The sequence below is a fragment of the Pseudomonas sp. H3_E04 genome, from assembly GCF_054668915.1.
Map to the genome: position 1 here is coordinate 4,450,032 of NZ_CP162797.1, position 18,028 is coordinate 4,468,059.

Annotated in this window: 17 protein-coding genes; 5 read left to right on the forward strand and 12 right to left on the reverse strand. The window is 60.5% G+C overall.

The window, feature by feature from the left end; genetic code table 11:
• Entirely contained in the window at nucleotides 1-939 is a 939-nt protein-coding gene (locus AB4N53_RS20165; RefSeq protein WP_129998050.1) for an MlaD family protein, read from the forward strand.
• A complete protein-coding gene (locus tag AB4N53_RS20170) occupies nucleotides 936-1,562 on the forward strand; it encodes an ABC-type transport auxiliary lipoprotein family protein (protein WP_460122597.1) in 627 nt (208 codons plus the stop codon). The genes AB4N53_RS20165 and AB4N53_RS20170 overlap by 4 nt, the downstream gene beginning before the upstream one ends.
• 115 nt (nucleotides 1,563-1,677) lie before the next feature.
• Here AB4N53_RS20170 and AB4N53_RS20175 read toward each other — a convergent pair whose 3' ends face one another.
• The 5 genes from AB4N53_RS20175 to AB4N53_RS20195 all read right to left on the reverse strand — a co-directional run bounded on the left by AB4N53_RS20175 (nucleotide 1,678) and on the right by AB4N53_RS20195 (nucleotide 6,178).
• Nucleotides 1,678-2,907, reverse strand: a complete 1,230-nt coding sequence (locus tag AB4N53_RS20175; protein ID WP_071173947.1) for a nucleoside recognition domain-containing protein — start codon at nucleotides 2,905-2,907, stop codon at nucleotides 1,678-1,680.
• Nucleotides 2,908-3,138: 231 nt separating this feature from the next.
• Entirely contained in the window at nucleotides 3,139-4,470 is a 1,332-nt protein-coding gene (gene gltP, locus AB4N53_RS20180) for a glutamate/aspartate:proton symporter GltP (protein ID WP_039757150.1), read from the reverse strand.
• 716 nt (nucleotides 4,471-5,186) lie between these two features.
• Nucleotides 5,187-5,651: an inhibitor of vertebrate lysozyme family protein gene (locus tag AB4N53_RS20185; RefSeq protein WP_460122599.1), complete on the reverse strand. Its 465-nt coding sequence runs from the start codon at nucleotides 5,649-5,651 to the stop codon at nucleotides 5,187-5,189.
• 2 nt (nucleotides 5,652-5,653) lie between these two features.
• The gene (locus AB4N53_RS20190; RefSeq protein WP_003177151.1) at nucleotides 5,654-5,818 is read right to left on the reverse strand and encodes a DUF1328 domain-containing protein; all 165 of its coding nucleotides are present in this window, start codon (nucleotides 5,816-5,818) and stop codon (nucleotides 5,654-5,656) included.
• Nucleotides 5,819-5,893: 75 nt separating this feature from the next.
• A complete protein-coding gene (locus AB4N53_RS20195) occupies nucleotides 5,894-6,178 on the reverse strand; it encodes a hypothetical protein (protein ID WP_039757148.1) in 285 nt (94 codons plus the stop codon).
• Between the two features lie 428 nt (nucleotides 6,179-6,606).
• On the opposite strand from AB4N53_RS20195, the gene algB reads away from it, so the two are divergent.
• Both algB and AB4N53_RS20205 read left to right on the forward strand, forming a co-directional pair.
• Entirely contained in the window at nucleotides 6,607-7,953 is a 1,347-nt protein-coding gene (gene algB / locus AB4N53_RS20200) for a sigma-54-dependent response regulator transcription factor AlgB (protein ID WP_460122602.1), read from the forward strand.
• A 10-nt stretch (nucleotides 7,954-7,963) separates the two neighbouring features.
• Nucleotides 7,964-9,754 carry an ATP-binding protein gene (locus AB4N53_RS20205; protein WP_460122604.1) on the forward strand — a complete coding sequence of 597 codons (1,791 nt, stop codon included), beginning with the start codon at nucleotides 7,964-7,966 and terminating at the stop codon, nucleotides 9,752-9,754.
• On the opposite strand, the gene AB4N53_RS20210 is transcribed toward AB4N53_RS20205, so the two are convergent.
• The 7 genes from AB4N53_RS20210 to AB4N53_RS20240 form a co-directional block, all read right to left on the reverse strand.
• Nucleotides 9,751-11,364, reverse strand: a complete 1,614-nt coding sequence (locus AB4N53_RS20210) for an EAL domain-containing protein (RefSeq protein ID WP_460122606.1) — start codon at nucleotides 11,362-11,364, stop codon at nucleotides 9,751-9,753. The genes AB4N53_RS20205 and AB4N53_RS20210 overlap by 4 nt on opposite strands.
• A gap of 75 nt (nucleotides 11,365-11,439) precedes the next feature.
• Nucleotides 11,440-12,222 (reverse strand): N-acetylmuramoyl-L-alanine amidase, encoded by a 783-nt coding sequence (locus tag AB4N53_RS20215; protein ID WP_460122608.1) that lies wholly within the window; start codon nucleotides 12,220-12,222, stop codon nucleotides 11,440-11,442.
• A gap of 101 nt (nucleotides 12,223-12,323) precedes the next feature.
• Nucleotides 12,324-14,339 carry a GGDEF domain-containing protein gene (locus AB4N53_RS20220; RefSeq protein ID WP_460122610.1) on the reverse strand — a complete coding sequence of 672 codons (2,016 nt, stop codon included), beginning with the start codon at nucleotides 14,337-14,339 and terminating at the stop codon, nucleotides 12,324-12,326.
• Nucleotides 14,336-15,214: an endonuclease/exonuclease/phosphatase family protein gene (locus AB4N53_RS20225; RefSeq protein WP_024014985.1), complete on the reverse strand. Its 879-nt coding sequence runs from the start codon at nucleotides 15,212-15,214 to the stop codon at nucleotides 14,336-14,338. Before AB4N53_RS20225 ends, AB4N53_RS20220 begins: the two co-directional genes overlap by 4 nt.
• A gap of 14 nt (nucleotides 15,215-15,228) precedes the next feature.
• Nucleotides 15,229-15,870: a thiol:disulfide interchange protein DsbA/DsbL gene (locus tag AB4N53_RS20230; RefSeq protein ID WP_460122613.1), complete on the reverse strand. Its 642-nt coding sequence runs from the start codon at nucleotides 15,868-15,870 to the stop codon at nucleotides 15,229-15,231.
• A gap of 199 nt (nucleotides 15,871-16,069) precedes the next feature.
• Nucleotides 16,070-16,681, reverse strand: coding sequence for a c-type cytochrome (locus AB4N53_RS20235; protein ID WP_460122615.1), 612 nt, complete (start codon nucleotides 16,679-16,681; stop codon nucleotides 16,070-16,072).
• A 30-nt stretch (nucleotides 16,682-16,711) separates the two neighbouring features.
• Complete coding sequence (locus tag AB4N53_RS20240) at nucleotides 16,712-17,017, reverse strand: c-type cytochrome (protein ID WP_016772347.1); 306 nt, start codon at nucleotides 17,015-17,017, stop codon at nucleotides 16,712-16,714.
• A 191-nt stretch (nucleotides 17,018-17,208) separates the two neighbouring features.
• On the opposite strand from AB4N53_RS20240, the gene yihA reads away from it, so the two are divergent.
• Nucleotides 17,209-17,853: a ribosome biogenesis GTP-binding protein YihA/YsxC gene (yihA, locus tag AB4N53_RS20245; RefSeq protein ID WP_150637305.1), complete on the forward strand. Its 645-nt coding sequence runs from the start codon at nucleotides 17,209-17,211 to the stop codon at nucleotides 17,851-17,853.
• The last annotated feature ends 175 nt before the right edge of the window (nucleotides 17,854-18,028 follow it).

Below are 18,028 nucleotides of genomic sequence, written 5' to 3' on the forward strand. Positions count from 1 at the left end.
ATGGAAACCCGAGCCCATCATGTGTTGATCGGCCTGTTCACGGTGATCGTCGTGGCCGGCGCCCTGCTCTTCGGCCTGTTTCTGGCCAAGTCCAGCGTCGACACCGAGTTCAAGGACTACGAAGTGGTGTTCAATGAGGCAGTCAGCGGCCTGTCCAAGGGCAGTTCGGTGCAGTACAGCGGGATCAAGGTCGGCGATGTGGTCAGCCTGCGCCTCGACCCGCAGGACCCGCGCAGGGTACTGGCGCGGATTCGTCTGGCGGGCGACACGCCGGTCAAGGAAGACACCCAGGCCAAACTGGCACTGACCGGCATCACTGGCACCTCGATCATCCAGCTCAGCGGCGGTACGCCAGAGAGCCCTAAATTGCGCGGGCATGACGGCCAGTTGCCGACGCTGATCGCTTCGCCCTCGCCTATCTCACGTCTGCTCAACGACAGCAGCGACTTGATGACCGGCATCAGCGCCCTGCTGCAAAACGCCAACCACATGTTCTCCGCTGAAAACGTCGACCGCGTGAGCAAGACCCTCGCCCATCTGGAACAGACCACCGGCACCATCAACGACCAGCGCGGTGATATCAAACAAGCGATGCAGCAACTGGCGACCGTTGGTAAACAGGCCGGCAGCATGCTCGAACAGACCTCGCTGCTGATGCGCAACGCCAACGGTCTGCTTAACGATCAGGGCAAACAGGCCTTGGGCAGCGCCGAGCAGGCGATGAAGTCGCTGGAACAAAGCAGCGTGACCATCAACGGCTTGCTCAGCAAAAACCAGAACTCGCTGGATAACGGCATGCAGGGCCTCAACGGTCTGGCCCCGGCGATTCGCGAACTGCGCGAGACGCTGACCTCGCTGCGCGCCATCTCCCAACGCCTTGAGGCCAACCCCAGCGGCTACCTGCTGGGCAGCGACAAGAACAAGGAATTCACCCCATGAAGTTGACTCGAATCGCCCTCCTCGGCGCCGGCCTGATCCTGATTGGCGCGTGCTCGATCTTGCCCGAGTCGGAACCGTCGGATGTCTACCGCCTGCCCGCCGCACCGGCGCCCGCCTCGGCCAACCCGGCGGCGACGCAGTCGTGGTCGCTGCGCTTGAATAAATTGCAGGCCAGCGAGGCGCTGAACCGGCCGAGCATTGCTGTGATTCCGCAGGGCGATGTGATCAGCAGCTACAAAGGCTCGCGCTGGAGCGATCCGGCGCCGGTGCTGCTGCGCAATCGCCTGCTCGATGGATTCCAGCGTGACGGCAGAGTGACGTTGCTCAGCACTGACGACAGCAACTTCCAGGCGGATCTGGAACTGGGCGGCAGTTTGCAGGCGTTTCAGACCGAATATCAGGGCACCCAGGCCGGCGTTGTGGTGCGGGTCGATGCGTTGCTGGTGCGTGGCTATGACCAGCGCATCCTCGCCAGCCGTCGCTTCGAAGAGCGCCAGCCGTTGAACGATGTGCAGGTGCCGGCGGTGGTCGCCGGGTTTGGCCAGGCCAGTGATCGCCTTACGGCCAAGGTTGTGGCCTGGGCCGTCGAGCAAGGCCAGAAACTTGCCCCGCAACCCCGCTGACACACCACAACTCCTGTGGGAGCGAGCCTGCTCGCGAAAGCGGTGTATCAGTCACTTAAGCGTTGACTGACACTCCGTCTTCGCGAGCAGGCTCGCTCCCACATGGGAATTTTGCTCAGCCGAAGAACCAGTAGCAGACCCCGATGGCGCCGACCACTCCGGCAAACTCAGCCAGCAACGCACACCCCACCGCGTGCCGTGCGCGCTGAATGCCCACCGCGCCGAAATACACCGCCAGCACATAGAACGTGGTCTCGGTACTGCCCTGCACCGTCGCTGCAACAAGCGCCGGGAAGCTGTCGACGCCGGAAGTCTGCATGGTCTCGATCAGCATCGCCCGCGCGGCGCTGCCGGAGAACGGTTTGACCATCGCCGTCGGTAGCGCGTCAACGAAGCGCGTGTCCCAACCGGCCCACTCGACCAGATGGCGAATGCCGTCCAGGCCGAAATCCAGCGCACCAGACGCGCGCAACACCCCGACTGCACAGAGCATCGCCACCAGATACGGCAGCAGGTTTTTCGCCACATCGAAGCCTTCTTTTGCGCCTTCGACGAACGCTTCATACACCTTGACCTTGCGCAGCGCGCCGATCAGCAAAAACAGCATGATCAAGCCGAACAGCGTGAGATTGCCGAGGATCGACGACAATCCCGCCAGTGCCGTTGCAGAAAGCGTACCAAGCAGGGCCATGAAACCGCCAAGGATCAGCGCGCCGGGCAGCAGATAGGCGAGCACTACCGGGTCCCAGATGCGCAGGCGCTGCATGAAAGCTACGGAAAGGAAACCGACGATGGTCGAGCAACTGGTCGCCAGCAGAATCGGCAGGAACACCAGCGTCGGATCCGGCGCGCCTTGCTGAGCGCGGTACATGAAAATGGTCACGGGCAGCAGGGTCAGCGACGAGGCGTTGAGCACCAGAAAGAGGATCTGCGCGTTGCTGGCGATGGTGGCGCTGGGGTTGAGCTCCTGCAGCGCTTTCATGGCTTTCAGGCCGATGGGTGTGGCGGCGTTGTCCAGGCCCAGACCGTTGGCGGCAAAGTTCAGCGTGATCAGGCCAAGGGCAGGGTGGCCGGCCGGGACTTCCGGCATCAGCCGTAGAAACAGCGGGCCGAGGACCTTGGCCAGCCACTCGACGATCCCGGCTTTCTCGGCGATGCGCAGAAAGCCCAGCCACAGGGTGAGGGTGCCGAACAGCAGCACCATGACTTCGACCGACAGCTTGGCCATGGCGAAAATGCTTTCCACCATCGCCGCGAAGATCCCGGCGTTGCCGCCGATCAGCCACTGCGCCAGCGCCGACACGGCTGCCACGATGAAGAAGCCAAGCCACAGGCCATTAAGCATCAGTCAAATCCCCCGAAGAATGCGGCGAATGATAGCGGGGTCGCCAGAAACGACAAACCCCGGATTGCTCCGGGGTTTGTGTGTGCCTCATTTGTGGCTTGGCTCACATCCCCTGTGGGAGCGAGCCTGCTCGCGAAAGCGTCCTGCCAGTCACTTCGATGCTTAATGACCCTCCGCCTTCGCGAGCAGGCTCGCTCCCACAGAAAAGCCAATCTCCACAGGGTTCAGCAATCAGTTCTTGGAGATTTCGCCAGCCGGCAGTTTTTCCTTGCTGCGCCAGTGCGGCAGGGAGTTCCAGTAGCGCTCGCCCTTGGCATCGTCGTACATGCCTTCCCAGCGCGCGATAACCAGCACGGCCAGAGCATTACCGATGACGTTCAGTGCAGTACGCGCCATGTCCATGATGCGGTCGACACCGGCGATGAACGCCAGACCTTCCAGCGGAATGCCGACGCTGCCCAGTGTCGCCAGCAGCACTACGAAGGACACACCCGGTACGCCGGCAATGCCTTTGGAGGTGACCATCAGCGTCAACACCAGCAGCAGTTGCTGGCTGATCGACAGGTCGATGCCGTACAGCTGGGCAATGAAGATCGCCGCGATCGACTGGTACAGGGTCGAGCCATCGAGGTTGAACGAGTAACCGGTCGGCACCACGAAGCTGCAGATGGCTTTCGGCGCGCCGTAGGCTTCCATCTTCTCGATGACACGTGGCAGTACGGTCTCCGAGGAGGCGGTGGAGTAGGCCAGCACCAGCTCATCCTTGAAGATGCGCATCAGCTTGAGCACCGAAAAGCCGAACAGCTTGGCGATCAGGCCCAGCACCACGAAGGCAAAGAAGGCGATGGCGACGTAAACCAGAATCACCAGTTTCGCCAGCGGCAGCAGCGAGGCGAAGCCGAAGTTGGCCACGGTCACCGCGATCAGTGCGAATACGCCGATCGGGGCGTAGTTCATGATCATGTGGGTGACTTTGAACATGCTTTCCGAGACGCCCTGGAACATCTTCACCAGCGGCTCGCGCAGGTCCGACTGCAGGCTCGACAGGCCCAGACCGAACAATACGGAGAAGAAGATGATCGGCAACATTTCACCACGGGCCATGGCCGCGAAGATGTTCGACGGAATCAGGTTGAGGATGGTCTCGATGAACGCATGTTCATGCTGCACTTCGGCGGCAGTCGCCTGGTACTTCGAAATGTCGACCGTGCCCAGGGTGCTCATGTCGATGCCGGTGCCCGGATGGAACACGTTGGCCAGCACCAGACCGACAACGATGGCGATGGTGGTGACGATCTCGAAATAGATGATGGTCTTCAGGCCGATACGCCCGAGCTTCTTGGCGTCGCCGACGCCAGCGATGCCGACGATCAGCGAAGAAATGACGATCGGGATCACGATCATTTTGATCAGACGGATAAAGATATCGCCTGCCGGTTGCAGGACGTTGCTGATCCACCAGGCCTTTTCGGCGCTGAAGTGGTTGAGCAACGCACCCAGTGCAATCCCCAGAACCAGACCGATGAGGATCTGCCAGGCGAGGCTGATTTTTGCCTTCTTCATTATCTTTACCCTTACTTGCGTTTGACTCAGGCACATGCAGGAACTGGAACGCTCATCAGCGGAAAAGTCTGTGCATCTGCCTCCGTATAAGGTGCCCCGAAGCGCGTGTTTACGGCTCTTCGGCAGGCGAAAAAAGGCGCAACTATTCCGATGCAAGGTGGCGCCGTCTAATGCCGTAAACGCCTACCCTATGCCGAATCGGCATGAGCTTTTTCAATTGAAACTGGCGTCCCAAGCGGTTCGATTGTGACATTTGTGCCGACATAAGTGCCGTGAACCGGCCATTACAGCGTAGGCCGCTTAAATTTTGTACAGGCAAAATCGGCGGAAATTTCCTGAAAAAGTCTGATTCGCAAGACTAGAGGCCACTCCGAACGAGCGCGATCTTTGTCGATATACGGTCGCGAGGAAACACCGCGAAATGTTTTCTTGCGCAGTGTCGACGATCAATAGAAGGGGATTGGCGTACTGGATCAATGCTTTAGCACATTCAAAGCCCAGCGCAGATTCGTCAGACCATCGGGTCGACGAACCTGCGGCGCAGCTTTTACCCTGACCCGGCCCTTGCGCAGGTACTCCCTGTACCCGTAGGTCACTCCGACCCTGTATCAGTCAGAACGTCCCGGCCCCCTGGTCATGCACCGACCCTCATCGGGCGGCGCAATGGAAAGCAGCGGGGCGCTGCTTTCGTGTTCGAAAACCTTGTGCGTCCTGCATCAGTACCACTTCGGATCTTTCTTCAGGGTTTCCATCAGCAGATCCTGCATGCCCTGATCAGGCTTGCCGAAGAAGCGATAAGTCGCGTGGCGCGTAGGCGACTTGTCCTGCGGCAGACCTTCCGGCACATCGACCAGCATGGCGTAGGCGTCATCCTTGTCGAAGCTGAAGGCGACGATCAAACGGTGATTCAGGCACTTGTCCTGATTCTCGCAGAGCGGGCCGACCAGATACTGGTCGCCATCTTCCGTAACGGCATGCATCTGTTGTTCGGAGGTGCCGGACAGGTTGATCACCCATTCCGGTACGCGCTCTTCCTTTTTGATCACGCCTTCCCAGGTTTCACGGTACTGCTCGTCGGAGGCGAGCAGTTCGTTGACCCGGGTCTGGCCGTCATTGGCCGCCATGGCCATGGCACTGCCGCCCAGAAGCAGGGCGGCGGCCAATGTCTTGAGACCGATCATCGTTAACCTCGGCCGCGACGGCCAAAGAAGAAGGAAGCGATGAACATCACCAGGAACACGACAAAGAGAATCTTGGCGATACCCGTGGCGGTGCCCGCGATACCACCGAAGCCCAGAACGGCGGCGATGATGGCAATGATCAAGAATGTAATTGCCCAGCTCAACATGGTGATTCTCCTTACTTCTCTATTTAGGGGGGTTTCCGGTTTCCGACGCTCAGGCGTCCGAATGTATTCAACGACTTAGAAGACCCAGCGCTCTTCCCGTGGCAGTTGGTCCAGCGGCTGTGCCTGGTCGACATCAATCATGTGCATCGAAGCGTTTTCGGCCTGGCTGCTGCTCACGGCACTGAAGTGCTTCTGCGTGCTGTGCTGCATCGAAATCAGTGGCTCGGGTTTACGGCTGTTTTCCCAGCTCATGTATTGCTGGCAGACGATCAGGGTGATCAACAACGCCAGTACACCGAACAGACCTTGCTGGATCTGCAGTGGCGAAATACGTACTTGGGCGGCGGTTGGGCGAGTCATCCTGTGTTCCTCACGCTTGTTCGGTTGGGGCAGTGCTGTTCTGCCCGGGCTGAGTGAGGTATTGCAGCCTGCATGCCAGTTTTTTGATGTACAGAAAAATCAATAAAAACAATGACTTATATGCGGATGAGAAATTTCCTGCGACGCATCCTGCACGATGGCTCTTCTGCAGTCGTGCGCAATGCACGATTATTTCGTGGGAAATTTCGATGATATGGAATTGCTACCGGTACGCAGATGTCAGAAGAGGACGCAGGATCTGCCCTGCAAAATGCAGAATGTCTTAAAACTTAACGAAATCAATGAATTGGCCGTTATGGCAGTAGAGAGCTACCCTCCTATGGCTGGTATCGTTCACAATCAACCATGCAACTTGCCCGATTTTTCCGGGACTAACCCAAGACTAATCACTATGGAGCGTAGGAAAAATGGAATCTGCCACTGAGCAACAAGGCCGCATTCTGCTGGTGGATGATGAATCCGCCATCCTGCGTACGTTTCGTTATTGCCTCGAAGACGAGGGCTATACGGTAGCCACGGCCAACAGTGCAACTCAGGCCGAGGCATTGCTGCAACGCCAGGTTTTCGACCTGTGCTTCCTCGATTTGCGTCTGGGCGAGGACAACGGTCTCGATGTCCTTGCGCAGATGCGCATTCAGGCGCCGTGGATGCGCGTGGTCATTGTCACCGCCCATTCGGCGGTCGACACCGCCGTTGACGCAATTCAGGCCGGCGCCGCCGATTACCTGGTCAAGCCGTGCAGCCCTGATCAACTGCGTCTGGCCACCGCCAAGCAACTGGAAGTGCGCCAGCTCTCCGCGCGCCTTGAAGCGCTGGAAGGCGAGATCCGCAAACCGAAAGACGGCCTTGATTCCCACAGCCCGGCGATGAAAGTCGTGCTGGAGACGGCCCGTCAGGTCGCAAGCACCGACGCCAACATTCTTATCCTTGGCGAGTCCGGCACGGGTAAAGGTGAGCTGGCCCGTGCGATCCACGGATGGAGCAAGCGCGAGAAGAAGTCCTGCGTGACCATCAACTGCCCGTCGCTGACTGCCGAGCTGATGGAAAGCGAGCTGTTCGGCCATAGCCGTGGCGCGTTCACCGGCGCCAGCGAGAGTACTTTGGGTCGGGTCAACCAGGCGGACGGCGGTACGCTGTTTCTCGACGAGATCGGCGACTTTCCCCTGACGTTGCAGCCAAAGTTGCTGCGCTTCATTCAGGACAAGGAATACGAGCGGGTCGGCGATCCGGTCACTCGCCGCGCCGATGTGCGCATTCTCGCCGCGACCAACCTCAACCTCGAAGACATGGTCCGCGACGGCCGCTTCCGCGAAGATCTGCTCTATCGCCTCAACGTCATTACCCTGCATCTGCCGCCCCTGCGCGAGCGCGCCGAAGACATCCTGACCCTCGCCGATCGTTTCCTTGCACGTTTCGTCAAAGAGTACGCACGCCCAGCGCGCGGCTTCAGCGATGAAGCGCGGGAGGCGCTGCTCGGTTATCGCTGGCCGGGCAACATTCGCGAGCTGCGCAACGTGGTCGAGCGGGCCAGCATCATCTGCCCGCAGGAACGCGTGGAAATCAGCCACCTGGGCATGGCCGAACAACCGGCTAACAATGCGCCACGGGTCGGCGCGGCGCTGAGCCTCGACGAGCTGGAGAAAGCGCACATCGGCGCGGTTCTGGCCACCGCCGGCACCCTGGACCAAGCGGCGAAAACCCTCGGCATCGATGCCTCGACCCTGTATCGCAAACGCAAGCAGTACAACCTGTGAGCACTGCGCGATGAAACTGGCGATCAAGCTGCGCACGCGCCTGTTCCTGAGCATTTCTGCGTTGATCACTGTGGCCTTGCTCGGGCTCTTGCTCGGGCTGGTCAGCGTGATGCAGATGGCCGGGTCGCAGGAAGCGCTGGTGCGCAGCAACTTCGTCACCTTGGATCTGGGGCTCAAGCTGCGCCAGACCCTCGGTGATCAATTGATCATCATGCTCGCCGAAAAGCCTGATCCCGTTGCGTTCGAAGCGTCCAAGCAACACTACTTCGAGTTGCTCGACCAAGGCATCGCCCAGCAGCCGGAGGGCGATGACCAGCCTTACGGTTTCCGCCAGGCCAAGGCCGACTACCTGAACTTCCTCGCTTCATTCGACGTGACCGCCGAAGCGGCGAAGAACGCCAGCACCAGCGCGGATTTCCGCGAGCGCTTCAATATCCTCCGTAACGGTTTGATCGCTGAGCACAAACACGCGCTGGACAGTATCAATGAGGTGCAACACGCCGCTCGCGAGCGTGCCTTGCTGATTGCCGGGCTGCTTGGCCTGGTCGGGCTGGCGGTGCTGATCATCGGCTTCGTCACCGCCCAGGGCATTGCCCGACGCTTCGGCGCGCCGATCGAAGCGCTGGCCAAGGCCGCCGACAACATCGGCCAGGGCAATTATGACGTGACCCTGCCGATTTCCACGGCGATGGAAGTCAATCTGCTGTCGCGCCGCTTCGGCTTGATGGCCGAGGCGTTGCGTGAACACCAGGCGATGAATGTCGACGAACTGTTGGCCGGTCAGCAGCGTTTGCAAGCGGTGCTCGACAGTATCGACGACGGTTTGTTGATGATTGATCGCCAAGGCCAGCTCGAACACCTCAACCCGGTGGCTCAGCGCCAATTGGGCTGGGAAGACGATCGACTCGGCCAAGGCCTGGGCACCGCACTCGGCCGCCCGGAGCTGGATGCACAACTGCAACTGGTGCTGCGCGGCGGCACGCTGGAGCGGGCTCCGGAAGATCTGAGCATCGAAGTCGATGGCGAATCGCGCCTGCTGACTTATAGCCTGACGCCGGTCAGCCATACCCAGGGGCATATTCTCGGTGCGGTCATGGTCCTGCACGACGTTACCGAGCAACGGGCGTTTGAGCGGGTTCGTAGCGAGTTTGTCTTGCGCGCTTCCCATGAACTGCGCACGCCGGTGACGGGCATGCACATGGCCTTTGGGCTGTTTCGCGAGCGGGCGAAATTCCCGGCGGAGTCGCGTGAAGCTGACCTGCTGGATACCGTCAACGAAGAAATGCAGCGTCTGATGCAGTTGATCAACGACTTGCTGAATTTCTCGCGCTACCAGAACGGTCTGCAGAAACTCACCCTGGCGCCATGTTCCATCGAGGACCTGCTGGAGCAGGCGCAACTGCGCTTTGCCGACGTGGCTGCGGCCAAAGGTGTTGCGCTGAACGTCGAGATTCAAGGCCCGCTGCCTAGGTTGCAGGCTGATCAGGCACAACTCGATCGAGTCCTCGACAATCTGATCGACAACGCTTTGCGCCACACCGCCCGCGACGGGCAGATCCGTCTGCAGGCGCGCCGCCATGGCGAGCGGGTCATCATCAGCGTCGAAGACAATGGCGAAGGCATTGCCTATGGCCAGCAGGGGCGGATTTTCGAGCCGTTCGTGCAGGTCGGGCGCAAGAAGGGCGGCGCCGGCCTTGGCCTGGCGCTGTGCAAGGAAATCGTCCAGCTGCACGGCGGGCGCATGGGCGTTTATTCGCGGCCGGGGCAGGGCACCCAGTTCTACATGGCGCTGGCGGTTTAGGCTTCATCATCCATACGCCGTCCGGCCAGGCGTCGTCCACGGGTGATCAGTTCGATGAACTGCACGGCGCTCAGTGCGTGGGCGAACAGCCAGCCCTGACCGAACTTGACCCCCTCACTGCTGAGCAGCGCTGCCTGGGATTCCAGCTCGATGCCTTCGGCAATCACTTTCAGATCCAGCGCCTGCGCCATGTGGATGATGTGCGGAGCGACGCCGCTGCTCGCCGCGTCATGGCCCAGCGCATCGATAAACGCCTTGTCGATTTTCAAACAGTCCACCGGCAAGGTCTGCAGATAGGCGAGGCTGCAATAGCCGGTGCCGAAATCATCGATCAGTACCTGATGGCCAACGTCGCGCAAGGCTTGCAGGTTCTCCCGCGCCACCACCACATCGATCAGGCCGCGTTCGGTGACTTCGAAGGCAATCTGTCGCGCGGCGACACGGTGCAACGCCAGCAGGCGCGCCATGACCTGGCCGATGCGCGGCACCATGACATCGCAGGCTGCGAGGTTCACCGAGATGTACAGTTGCGGGTTGGCGCGCAGTAACTGACCCAGCTGTTCGAGCAGACGCTGCAAGACGAAGTCGGTCATCTGCCGGATCTGTCCGGTGTTCTCCGCCATCGGAATGAACAGGTCGGGACTGGTCAGTGTGCCGTCGGGACGCCGCCAGCGCAGCAGGGCTTCGGCGCCGACGCAGTTGCGGCTGTCGAGATCGAAGATCGGCTGATACAGCACCTGCAACTCACCCCGACGAATCGCCCCGTGCAGCTCGGCATCCAGTGACTGGCGCTGACGCACCAGCAGCAACGTCAGAAAGCCGACAACAGCCCCGGCGATCAGGCACACCGGCAACAGCCACCACCACACCGCCGGGACGTGCATGCCCGTGCGCGGCGTGATCAGTACCAACTGATATTCCGGGTTATTGGTGGGCATGCGGTAGATCAATCGCGTTTGCGTGACTTGCAGCGCATCAAGGCTCTTCGGTGGCCAGGGTTCGGTCGGTGGCCAGGTCTGTGCGGTACCGAGCACCGGGATCGCCCGGCTGCCGTGATCGAGCACTACCAGCAGGCTGCTGCCGGGCGACAGATCGACCATGTCGGTCAAATGTCCGCGCGAGGTGGCGACCCGAAAGTTGCCGCGGCCGAGCATCAGTGCCGCGCGGTTTTCATCGGGTTCGGTGGTGGTGTTCAGCCAATAGCTGTAGGTCGGGCCCTGAATGTCCGGCGCACGCACCAGGGACAGACCTTCCTGGCGCGGACGGTTGGAGCAGAACCGCGACGCGTCCATGTAGGCGGCTTCATAGACGAAGCGGTAGTTGAAGGTGACTTGCTGCAACGTCGCAATCATTTCCTCGTCGCAGCCGCGCAAGGGCTGGGCTTCCAGGTCGTCGAGGCTTTCGCGCAACTGGCCGAACAATTGTTCGAGGCGCGCGAGGAAACGCTCGCCCTGGGCGTTCATTTCCTGGCTCTCGCGCATTTCCATCTGGCGCATCGCCGCGAACATACCGCCGGCGATCAGCAGACTGGCGCTGAGGACAGCCGCGATCATCGCCAAAAAAACAGGGCGATAAAACCAGCTACGCAGCGTCTCTCGGGTCGCAGCCATCAGGGATTTTCCGAAGAATTACCATGAGTTATAGCTGCTGATTGCGATTTCGCCCTGACCGTCGGGCGGGCGTCATTATTTTGTCTGATTGAGGACCAGCAGAAGTGCTGCGGTTTGTGCATCCGGCGTGCCGTCAAACCGGGCAGGGCGGTAATGCATCTGGAACGCGGCGAGGACATGGCGCGTGGCGACGTCCAGCTCGCCGGTCTGCGGCGTGTCGTAACCCAGGCGCGCGAGTTGCGCCTGGAACCAGCCGACCTCCGGCAACGGGTTGGTGTTGAAAACCGCCTGCTGACGCGCCACCGCTTGCTCGTTCGGCCACAGGCCGAGGCCTTCATCAGCGAGACGTTTCCACGGGAACAATGGCCCCGGATCGAGCTTGCGCAGCGGGGCGATGTCGCTGTGACCGATGATGTGTCGCGGGCTGATGCCGTTGCGTTGGCTGATGTCCTTGAGCAGGGTGATCAGCGACTGGATCTGCGCTTCGCTGTACGGATACCAAAGGCGCCCGGTTGGGGTGTCCTTGTAGCCGGGATTGACGATTTCGATACCGATGGAACTGGAATTCAGCCAGGTACGGCCCTGCCACTGACTTTCGCCGGCATGCCAGGCGCGCTGGTTTTCGTCCATCAACTTGTAGATGGTGGCGCTTTTATCATCGCCGATCAGGTAGTGGCTGCTGACGTCGCCGTGGGTCAGCAGTTGCAGCGAACGCTCCAGCGATGCCGAGGTGTAGTGCACCACGACGAATTGGATGCGGCTGTCGTAATTGGCCGAAGGGTGGCTGGTGTCGTAACTCGGGCCGCTGGCGCAACCGGCGAGAACGAGCAACGAAGCAACAAGGGCAAGGAATTTCATGGCAGAGGACGATACGCTGAAGATGATAATGCAACAGTGTAACGTACGGATTTGCTCAGAGTCCGCCAGCGGGCGGATTTAAACAAATTGGAACAATTGCCTCAGCCCAGCTCGACTCGATTGCGTCCGGCGTTTTTTGCCCGGTACAACGCCTGATCGGCTCTTTTCAGCACCAGATCGCTGTGTTCTCCTGTCCTGAATGATGCGAGTCCCATGGAAATCGTGATGGTCACGCGCTCGCCCTTGAAGTGAAAAGGGCAGGCTTCGATCGCCGCGCGCAGGGTTTCCAGCAGCTTCGCGCCAACCGCAGGCGGCGTTGCCGGTAGCAACAGCACAAACTCTTCGCCGCCGAAGCGGGCGATGAAATCCGTGCCGCGCAGACGCTTGCGCAAGACCGTCGCGATGATTTTCAACACTTTATCGCCGGCCAAATGGCCGTAGCTGTCGTTGATCCGCTTGAAATGATCGAGGTCGAGCATGGCCAGGCTGAGGGTGTTGCCGTGCTGCTGCCATTGCTGGATTTCATGCTCGAGGCGTTCGCTCCACGCCGCGCGGTTGGGCAGACCGGTCAGCGGATCGATCAGGGCTTTCTGCCGCTGTTCTTCAAGGTGTTCACGGAAACCCAAGGCTTCCTGTTCCATATGCGCCACGCGCTCCGACAGGCTCTTCAACCTGCCGGCGACTTCCTGCTCGCGGGCGTCGCGCTGCTTCTGGTGCTGGTCCATCGTTCCGAGTAAGCCTTCCAGGTGATTCTCCAGCACATGCTTGAGGTCATCGAGGTCGGCTGCTTGCTGGACGCTGCTCTGCAAGCCGTCGACCTGTTCACGGATTTGAGTGTCCATGGCCCGCGCCGCCGAGCTGTTGTCGGCATGCCCTTCGCTGGCCGCTTGCAGGTTGCTCTGAAACGCTTCGAGGCGTTCGTTGAGCTGTTGCAGATAAGCTTCGAATTCGTGCTGACCGCTGTCGGTAATCGCCAGCATCAAGGTCGCGAGATCGTCGAGGATCGGCAGCAGCTCGTACCAGTTCAGCCCGTGTTTGAGTCGTTCGCGCATGGCTTCGGCTTGCGGCCGGTGACGCTCGGGCAGGGTCAGGTCGTCGAGCAGGCCGATCAGCGTGTCTTCGATATGTCGGGCCACGGAACTGTAGGACGGCTCCGGAGAATCCGGCAGAGCGAAGAGGATGTCGTGTTCCGACTGCTCCGGGTCGACAGCGGCCAAGGCTTGAGCGATCGGCTCCGGGAGCGGCAGGCTATCGAGAATCAGCGGCGACGGAGCGCCGGGGTGGCTCAGTTCATCGGGGTTGAATGCCTCGGTTGCATGCGCAGCGACGGTTATCTCGGCGTCAGCGGCTGGTTCAACCTGCGCTGGCGCGGCTTCAACGACGACCAAAGGCGCAGCGAACGCCACGACTTCCGACTCATCAGGCGGCGTCTGGGCAGGTATCTCGATGATGGTCTCGGGTGCTGCCATCGCTGGCTCAGCGTTGGCCACCGGTGCTGATTGCACAGGCTCCGGTTCAGGTGGCCGGGCTTCGACCGGCTGCGGCACTGGTGTTGCTGGTATGTCTGCAGCCGGTGCAGCGGCTTCCTCGCCGTCACGGCTGCCAAACAGACGCTGCAACAGCCCCGGCCGGCCCGGCTCGGCCGGCGTCTCCAACTGACTCAAGGCCTTGCCTTGCAAGCCACTGAGTTCACTCAGCAGCAGCGGCATTTCCCGTGCCTGACCGACGCGGCTGTCCAGTTGCTTGGCGAATTTCTTCAGTGGTTGCGCCACTTCGCGCGGCAATGGCAGGGCCTGCAACTGGGTGACCAGCGCCGTCAGCGCGGTGCTGACCTGATCGATGCGCGTTTCACGGCGCTGCTCGGAATCGAGCACAGCTTTTTCCAGGCGCGGCAGCAGGGCGGCGAGGCCGGCGTCCATGTCATCGGTACGTACGACTTCGCGCATTTCTTTCATGCATTGATCGACGACCTTGTCGGTGCCCTCGGCCGCCAGCGTGCTGCGCACCAGACCGCGTCGCAGCAGATCGAGTCGCGCGGCCCAACGGCGCTCAAGCTTGTCCTGCTGTTCGATGCTCTTGAGGTACTTCTCTTTCCAGCGCTGGGCGTCGTCGCTCATTCACAGGTTCCGCGAGGGGCAGGGCTCAACGCGGGCAATGCGTCGGCCGTGAGCGAACCCGGCAGACGAATTTCCACCGCGACCGGCAGGTGATCGGAAATGGGCTGGGCCAGCACCTCGACCTTTTCCAGAGTCAGGGTCGGGCTGAGCAGAATATGATCAAGGCAACGCTGTGGGCGCCAGCTGGGGAAGGTCGCTTCCACCTGCGGGGCCAGCAGGCCGAGATCGCGTAACGGCGAGTGTTCGAGCAGGTCGCTGGCATGGGTATTCATGTCGCCCATCAGCACCTGATGCTTGTAGCCGCTGATCAAATCGCGAATGTAGGCCAGTTGCAGGCTGCGCGTCCGCGCGCCGAGGGCCAGGTGCATCATCACTACTACCAGCGCTTCCGGACCTTCGCCGAAGCGCAGCAGGATCGCGCCGCGACCTTTCGGGCCGGGCAGGGGGTGGTCCTCGATCGCCCACGGCTTCAGGCGACTGAGCACGCCATTGCTGTGCTGGGCCAGTCGACCGAGGTTGCGATTGAGTTGTTGATACCAGTAGGGAAAGGCGCCGAGGTGGGCCAGATGTTCGACCTGATTGACGTAGCCTGAGCGCAGGCTGCCGCCATCGGCTTCCTGCAGGGCGACCAGATCGAAGTCGCCGAGCAGGTCGCCGATCTTCTGCAGATTGCCGGAACGTCCGGTGTGGGGCAGCAGATGCTGCCAGCTGCGGGTCAGGTAATGCCGATAGCGCTCGGTGCTGATGCCGACCTGAATGTTGAAGCTGAGCAAGCGCAGACGCTGGTCTGCAGGCAGGCCCGTAGACGCCAGGTGATGCTCGTTGACCTGCGGATCATGCAGGCCAACGATGCGTTCGGACTTCCAGCGGCGCATGGCGAATGCCGCGCTTAGTTGGCAGCCGCCTTGTTGGCCGCTCGCTCTTTGGCGACCAGATCGTCAGCCAGTTTCAACGCTTGCTCGGCACCACCGGCAGAGCCGATGTCGAAGCGGTATTTACCATTGACGATCATGGTTGGCACGCCAGTGATTTCGTACTTCTTGGCCAGCTCTCGGGCCTTGATGATCTGGCCTTTGATGGCGAACGAGTCGAAGGTGGCGAGGAACTTGTCCTTGTCCACGCCTTGAGTGGCGAGGAAGTCAGCCATGTCGTTCTTGTCGGTGAGCTTCTTGTGTTCTTTCTGGATTGCGTTGAACACGGCGTTGTGCACCTGGTGCTCGACACCCATGGCTTCGAGGGTCAGGAACATCTGGCCGTGAGCGTCCCATGGGCCGCCGAACATGGCGGGAATGCGCACGAAGTTGACGTCGGACGGCAGTTTTTCAACCCATGGATTGATCACCGGCTCAAAAGCGTAGCAATGCGGGCAGCCGTACCAGAACAGCTCGACCACTTCGATCTTGCCAGGCTTTGCCACCGGCACCGGGTTGGCCAGTTCAACGTAAGGGGCGGCAGGGGCTTCAGCGGCCTGGGCGGTGACGCCGAACAGGCTGGCAGCGACGAGGGCGGCGCTGATGATCAGATTACGCATGCTTTACTCCTGAACAATTTGGGTCGCCTCGCTCGACCTGTTGCGACACAGATCCTGGCGGGCATGAGTGCTGTAGTGTAACGGCAGCGGCCACAAAAAAGGGCGGCCAAAGCCACCCTTTTTATACTTGCTGCGAAGGATTAATCGAGCGTTAACGTGGCAGGCGTCAAGCGCCTCGTTCAACCCTCGAAGCAGGGTCTCAATGCAGGCCCTGGATGTAGCTGGAAACAGCGGCGATGTCTTCGTCGCTCAGCTTGCGCGCGATGGTGCGCATGGTCATCGCGTCGCCGTCGTTGGCGCGACCGCCTTCTTCCTTGCGGAAATCGGTCAGTTGCTTGGCGATGTATTGCGCATGCTGTCCACCCAGGTGCGGGAAGCCTGCTGCAGCATTGCCGGCGCCGTTCGGCGAGTGGCAGCCGGTGCAGGCTGGCAGGCCTTTTTCCAGGTTGCCGCCCCGGAACAGCGCTTCACCGCGAGCGACGATCTTCGGATCGGCGGCGCCGACGCTGCCTTTCTGGCTGGCGAAGTACGCGGCGATGTCGGCCAGATCCTGATCATTCAGGTTGGTCAGCAGCCCGGTCATTTCCAGCACCACGCGCTTGCCCGATTTGATGTCGTGCAATTGCTTGTCGAGGTAGCGTTCACCTTGACCGGCCAGTTTCGGAAAGTTTGGCGCCATGCTGTTGCCGTCCGGGCCATGGCAGGCTCCGCAAACGGCAGCTTTGGCCTGGCCTGCTGCGGCATCGCCGGCAGCATGGGCGAGACCTGAAATTCCCACGGTCAACAGCAGACTCACGATCAATTTGTTCATCAGCTAATCCAACTACGGCTAAGGGTTAAGTTATGGACCGGGCTTACTCTCGCTCATCCACAGGATGATGGCCTGGTAATCCTCGGCACTGCAGTCCATGCACAAACCACGCGGCGGCATCGCCTTGAAACCCTGGGTCACGTGTTGCACCAGCGTCCCCATACCTTTCGCCAACCTCGGCGTCCAAGCTTCCTGATCGCCTCTTGCGGGCGCCATGGGTAGTTGGCCGGAATGACAGGCACCACAAACACGGTTGTACACAGCTTCCGGATCCTGTGTAGCCTGTGCGCTGTAAAGCGGCATCAAGACTCCGGCAGCCAGCAGCCATTTCGTCATAAAACGACCTTTTCAGGGTTGAGAGCGTTCTGCGTTCTAATGCGCAATCAAAGTCTGTCGCTCTCGTGAACTTCATCCTTCGCTGGGACAAAGCACACACAAAATCTGCGGCATTATATACTGGCGTCACTGAAACGGAAGCGACACCGCGTTCCGCGCCCAATCCCGGCGCCGCCCACATCGGAAATCCCATGCAACTCAAGAATCCCATCCTCGGCCTGTGCCAACAGTCCACGTTCATGCTCAGTGCCGCCAAAGTCGATCAATGCCCAGACGACGAAGGCTTCGAAGTGGCGTTTGCCGGTCGTTCCAACGCCGGCAAATCCAGCGCGCTGAACACCCTGACCCACGCCAGCCTGGCGCGCACCTCGAAAACTCCGGGTCGCACACAGCTGTTGAACTTCTTCAAGCTAGACGAAGATCGCCGTCTGGTCGACCTGCCGGGCTACGGTTATGCAAAAGTACCGATCCCGCTCAAGCAACACTGGCAGCGCCACCTCGAGGCTTACCTCGGTGGTCGGGAGAGTTTGAAAGGTCTGATTCTGATGATGGACATCCGCCATCCGATGACCGACTTCGACCTGCTGATGCTCGACTGGGCCGTCGCCGCCGGCATGCCGATGCACATCCTGCTGACCAAAGCCGACAAGCTCACCTACGGGGCAGCCAAGAACACCCTGCTGAAAGTGCAGTCGGAAATCCGCAAAGGCTGGGGCGACTCGATCACCATCCAGTTGTTCTCCGCACCAAAACGCATGGGTCTGGAAGAGGCCTACACTGTGCTGGCCGACTGGATGGAACTGGCAGACAAAAACACCGAGGCCGCCGCCGAGTAAATTCGGAATGGGGAAAAATTGGTTGTAGTGTGGCCAGGCAAGGCAAAAGCAGCGCTAAAACGGCCGGGGTCGCGCTCGACTTTAGGGGACCTAAATGAGCATTTTTAGCGATGCTTTTAACGCAGCATGGCCGCGCTACAGCCGATTTTTTGGCAAAAAAAGCCCCGGATTTCAT

What these genes read in the sequence shown, in the direction of transcription:
- AB4N53_RS20205 (WP_460122604.1), top strand. Translation starts at nt 7,964, where the DNA reads ATGAAACTGGCGATCAAGCTGCGCACGCGCCTGTTCCTGAGCATTTCT.
- AB4N53_RS20165 (WP_129998050.1), top strand. Translation starts at nt 1, where the DNA reads ATGGAAACCCGAGCCCATCATGTGTTGATCGGCCTGTTCACGGTGATC.
- AB4N53_RS20225 (WP_024014985.1), bottom strand. Translation starts at nt 15,214, where the DNA reads ATGCGCCGCTGGAAGTCCGAACGCATCGTTGGCCTGCATGATCCGCAG.
- algB (WP_460122602.1), top strand. Translation starts at nt 6,607, where the DNA reads ATGGAATCTGCCACTGAGCAACAAGGCCGCATTCTGCTGGTGGATGAT.
- AB4N53_RS20170 (WP_460122597.1), top strand. Translation starts at nt 936, where the DNA reads ATGAAGTTGACTCGAATCGCCCTCCTCGGCGCCGGCCTGATCCTGATT.
- AB4N53_RS20240 (WP_016772347.1), bottom strand. Translation starts at nt 17,017, where the DNA reads ATGACGAAATGGCTGCTGGCTGCCGGAGTCTTGATGCCGCTTTACAGC.
- yihA (WP_150637305.1), top strand. Translation starts at nt 17,209, where the DNA reads ATGCAACTCAAGAATCCCATCCTCGGCCTGTGCCAACAGTCCACGTTC.
- AB4N53_RS20215 (WP_460122608.1), bottom strand. Translation starts at nt 12,222, where the DNA reads ATGAAATTCCTTGCCCTTGTTGCTTCGTTGCTCGTTCTCGCCGGTTGC.
- AB4N53_RS20210 (WP_460122606.1), bottom strand. Translation starts at nt 11,364, where the DNA reads ATGGCTGCGACCCGAGAGACGCTGCGTAGCTGGTTTTATCGCCCTGTT.
- AB4N53_RS20230 (WP_460122613.1), bottom strand. Translation starts at nt 15,870, where the DNA reads ATGCGTAATCTGATCATCAGCGCCGCCCTCGTCGCTGCCAGCCTGTTC.
- AB4N53_RS20220 (WP_460122610.1), bottom strand. Translation starts at nt 14,339, where the DNA reads ATGAGCGACGACGCCCAGCGCTGGAAAGAGAAGTACCTCAAGAGCATC.
- AB4N53_RS20235 (WP_460122615.1), bottom strand. Translation starts at nt 16,681, where the DNA reads ATGAACAAATTGATCGTGAGTCTGCTGTTGACCGTGGGAATTTCAGGT.
- AB4N53_RS20190 (WP_003177151.1), bottom strand. Translation starts at nt 5,818, where the DNA reads ATGTTGAGCTGGGCAATTACATTCTTGATCATTGCCATCATCGCCGCC.
- AB4N53_RS20185 (WP_460122599.1), bottom strand. Translation starts at nt 5,651, where the DNA reads ATGATCGGTCTCAAGACATTGGCCGCCGCCCTGCTTCTGGGCGGCAGT.
- gltP (WP_039757150.1), bottom strand. Translation starts at nt 4,470, where the DNA reads ATGAAGAAGGCAAAAATCAGCCTCGCCTGGCAGATCCTCATCGGTCTG.
- AB4N53_RS20175 (WP_071173947.1), bottom strand. Translation starts at nt 2,907, where the DNA reads ATGCTTAATGGCCTGTGGCTTGGCTTCTTCATCGTGGCAGCCGTGTCG.
- AB4N53_RS20195 (WP_039757148.1), bottom strand. Translation starts at nt 6,178, where the DNA reads ATGACTCGCCCAACCGCCGCCCAAGTACGTATTTCGCCACTGCAGATC.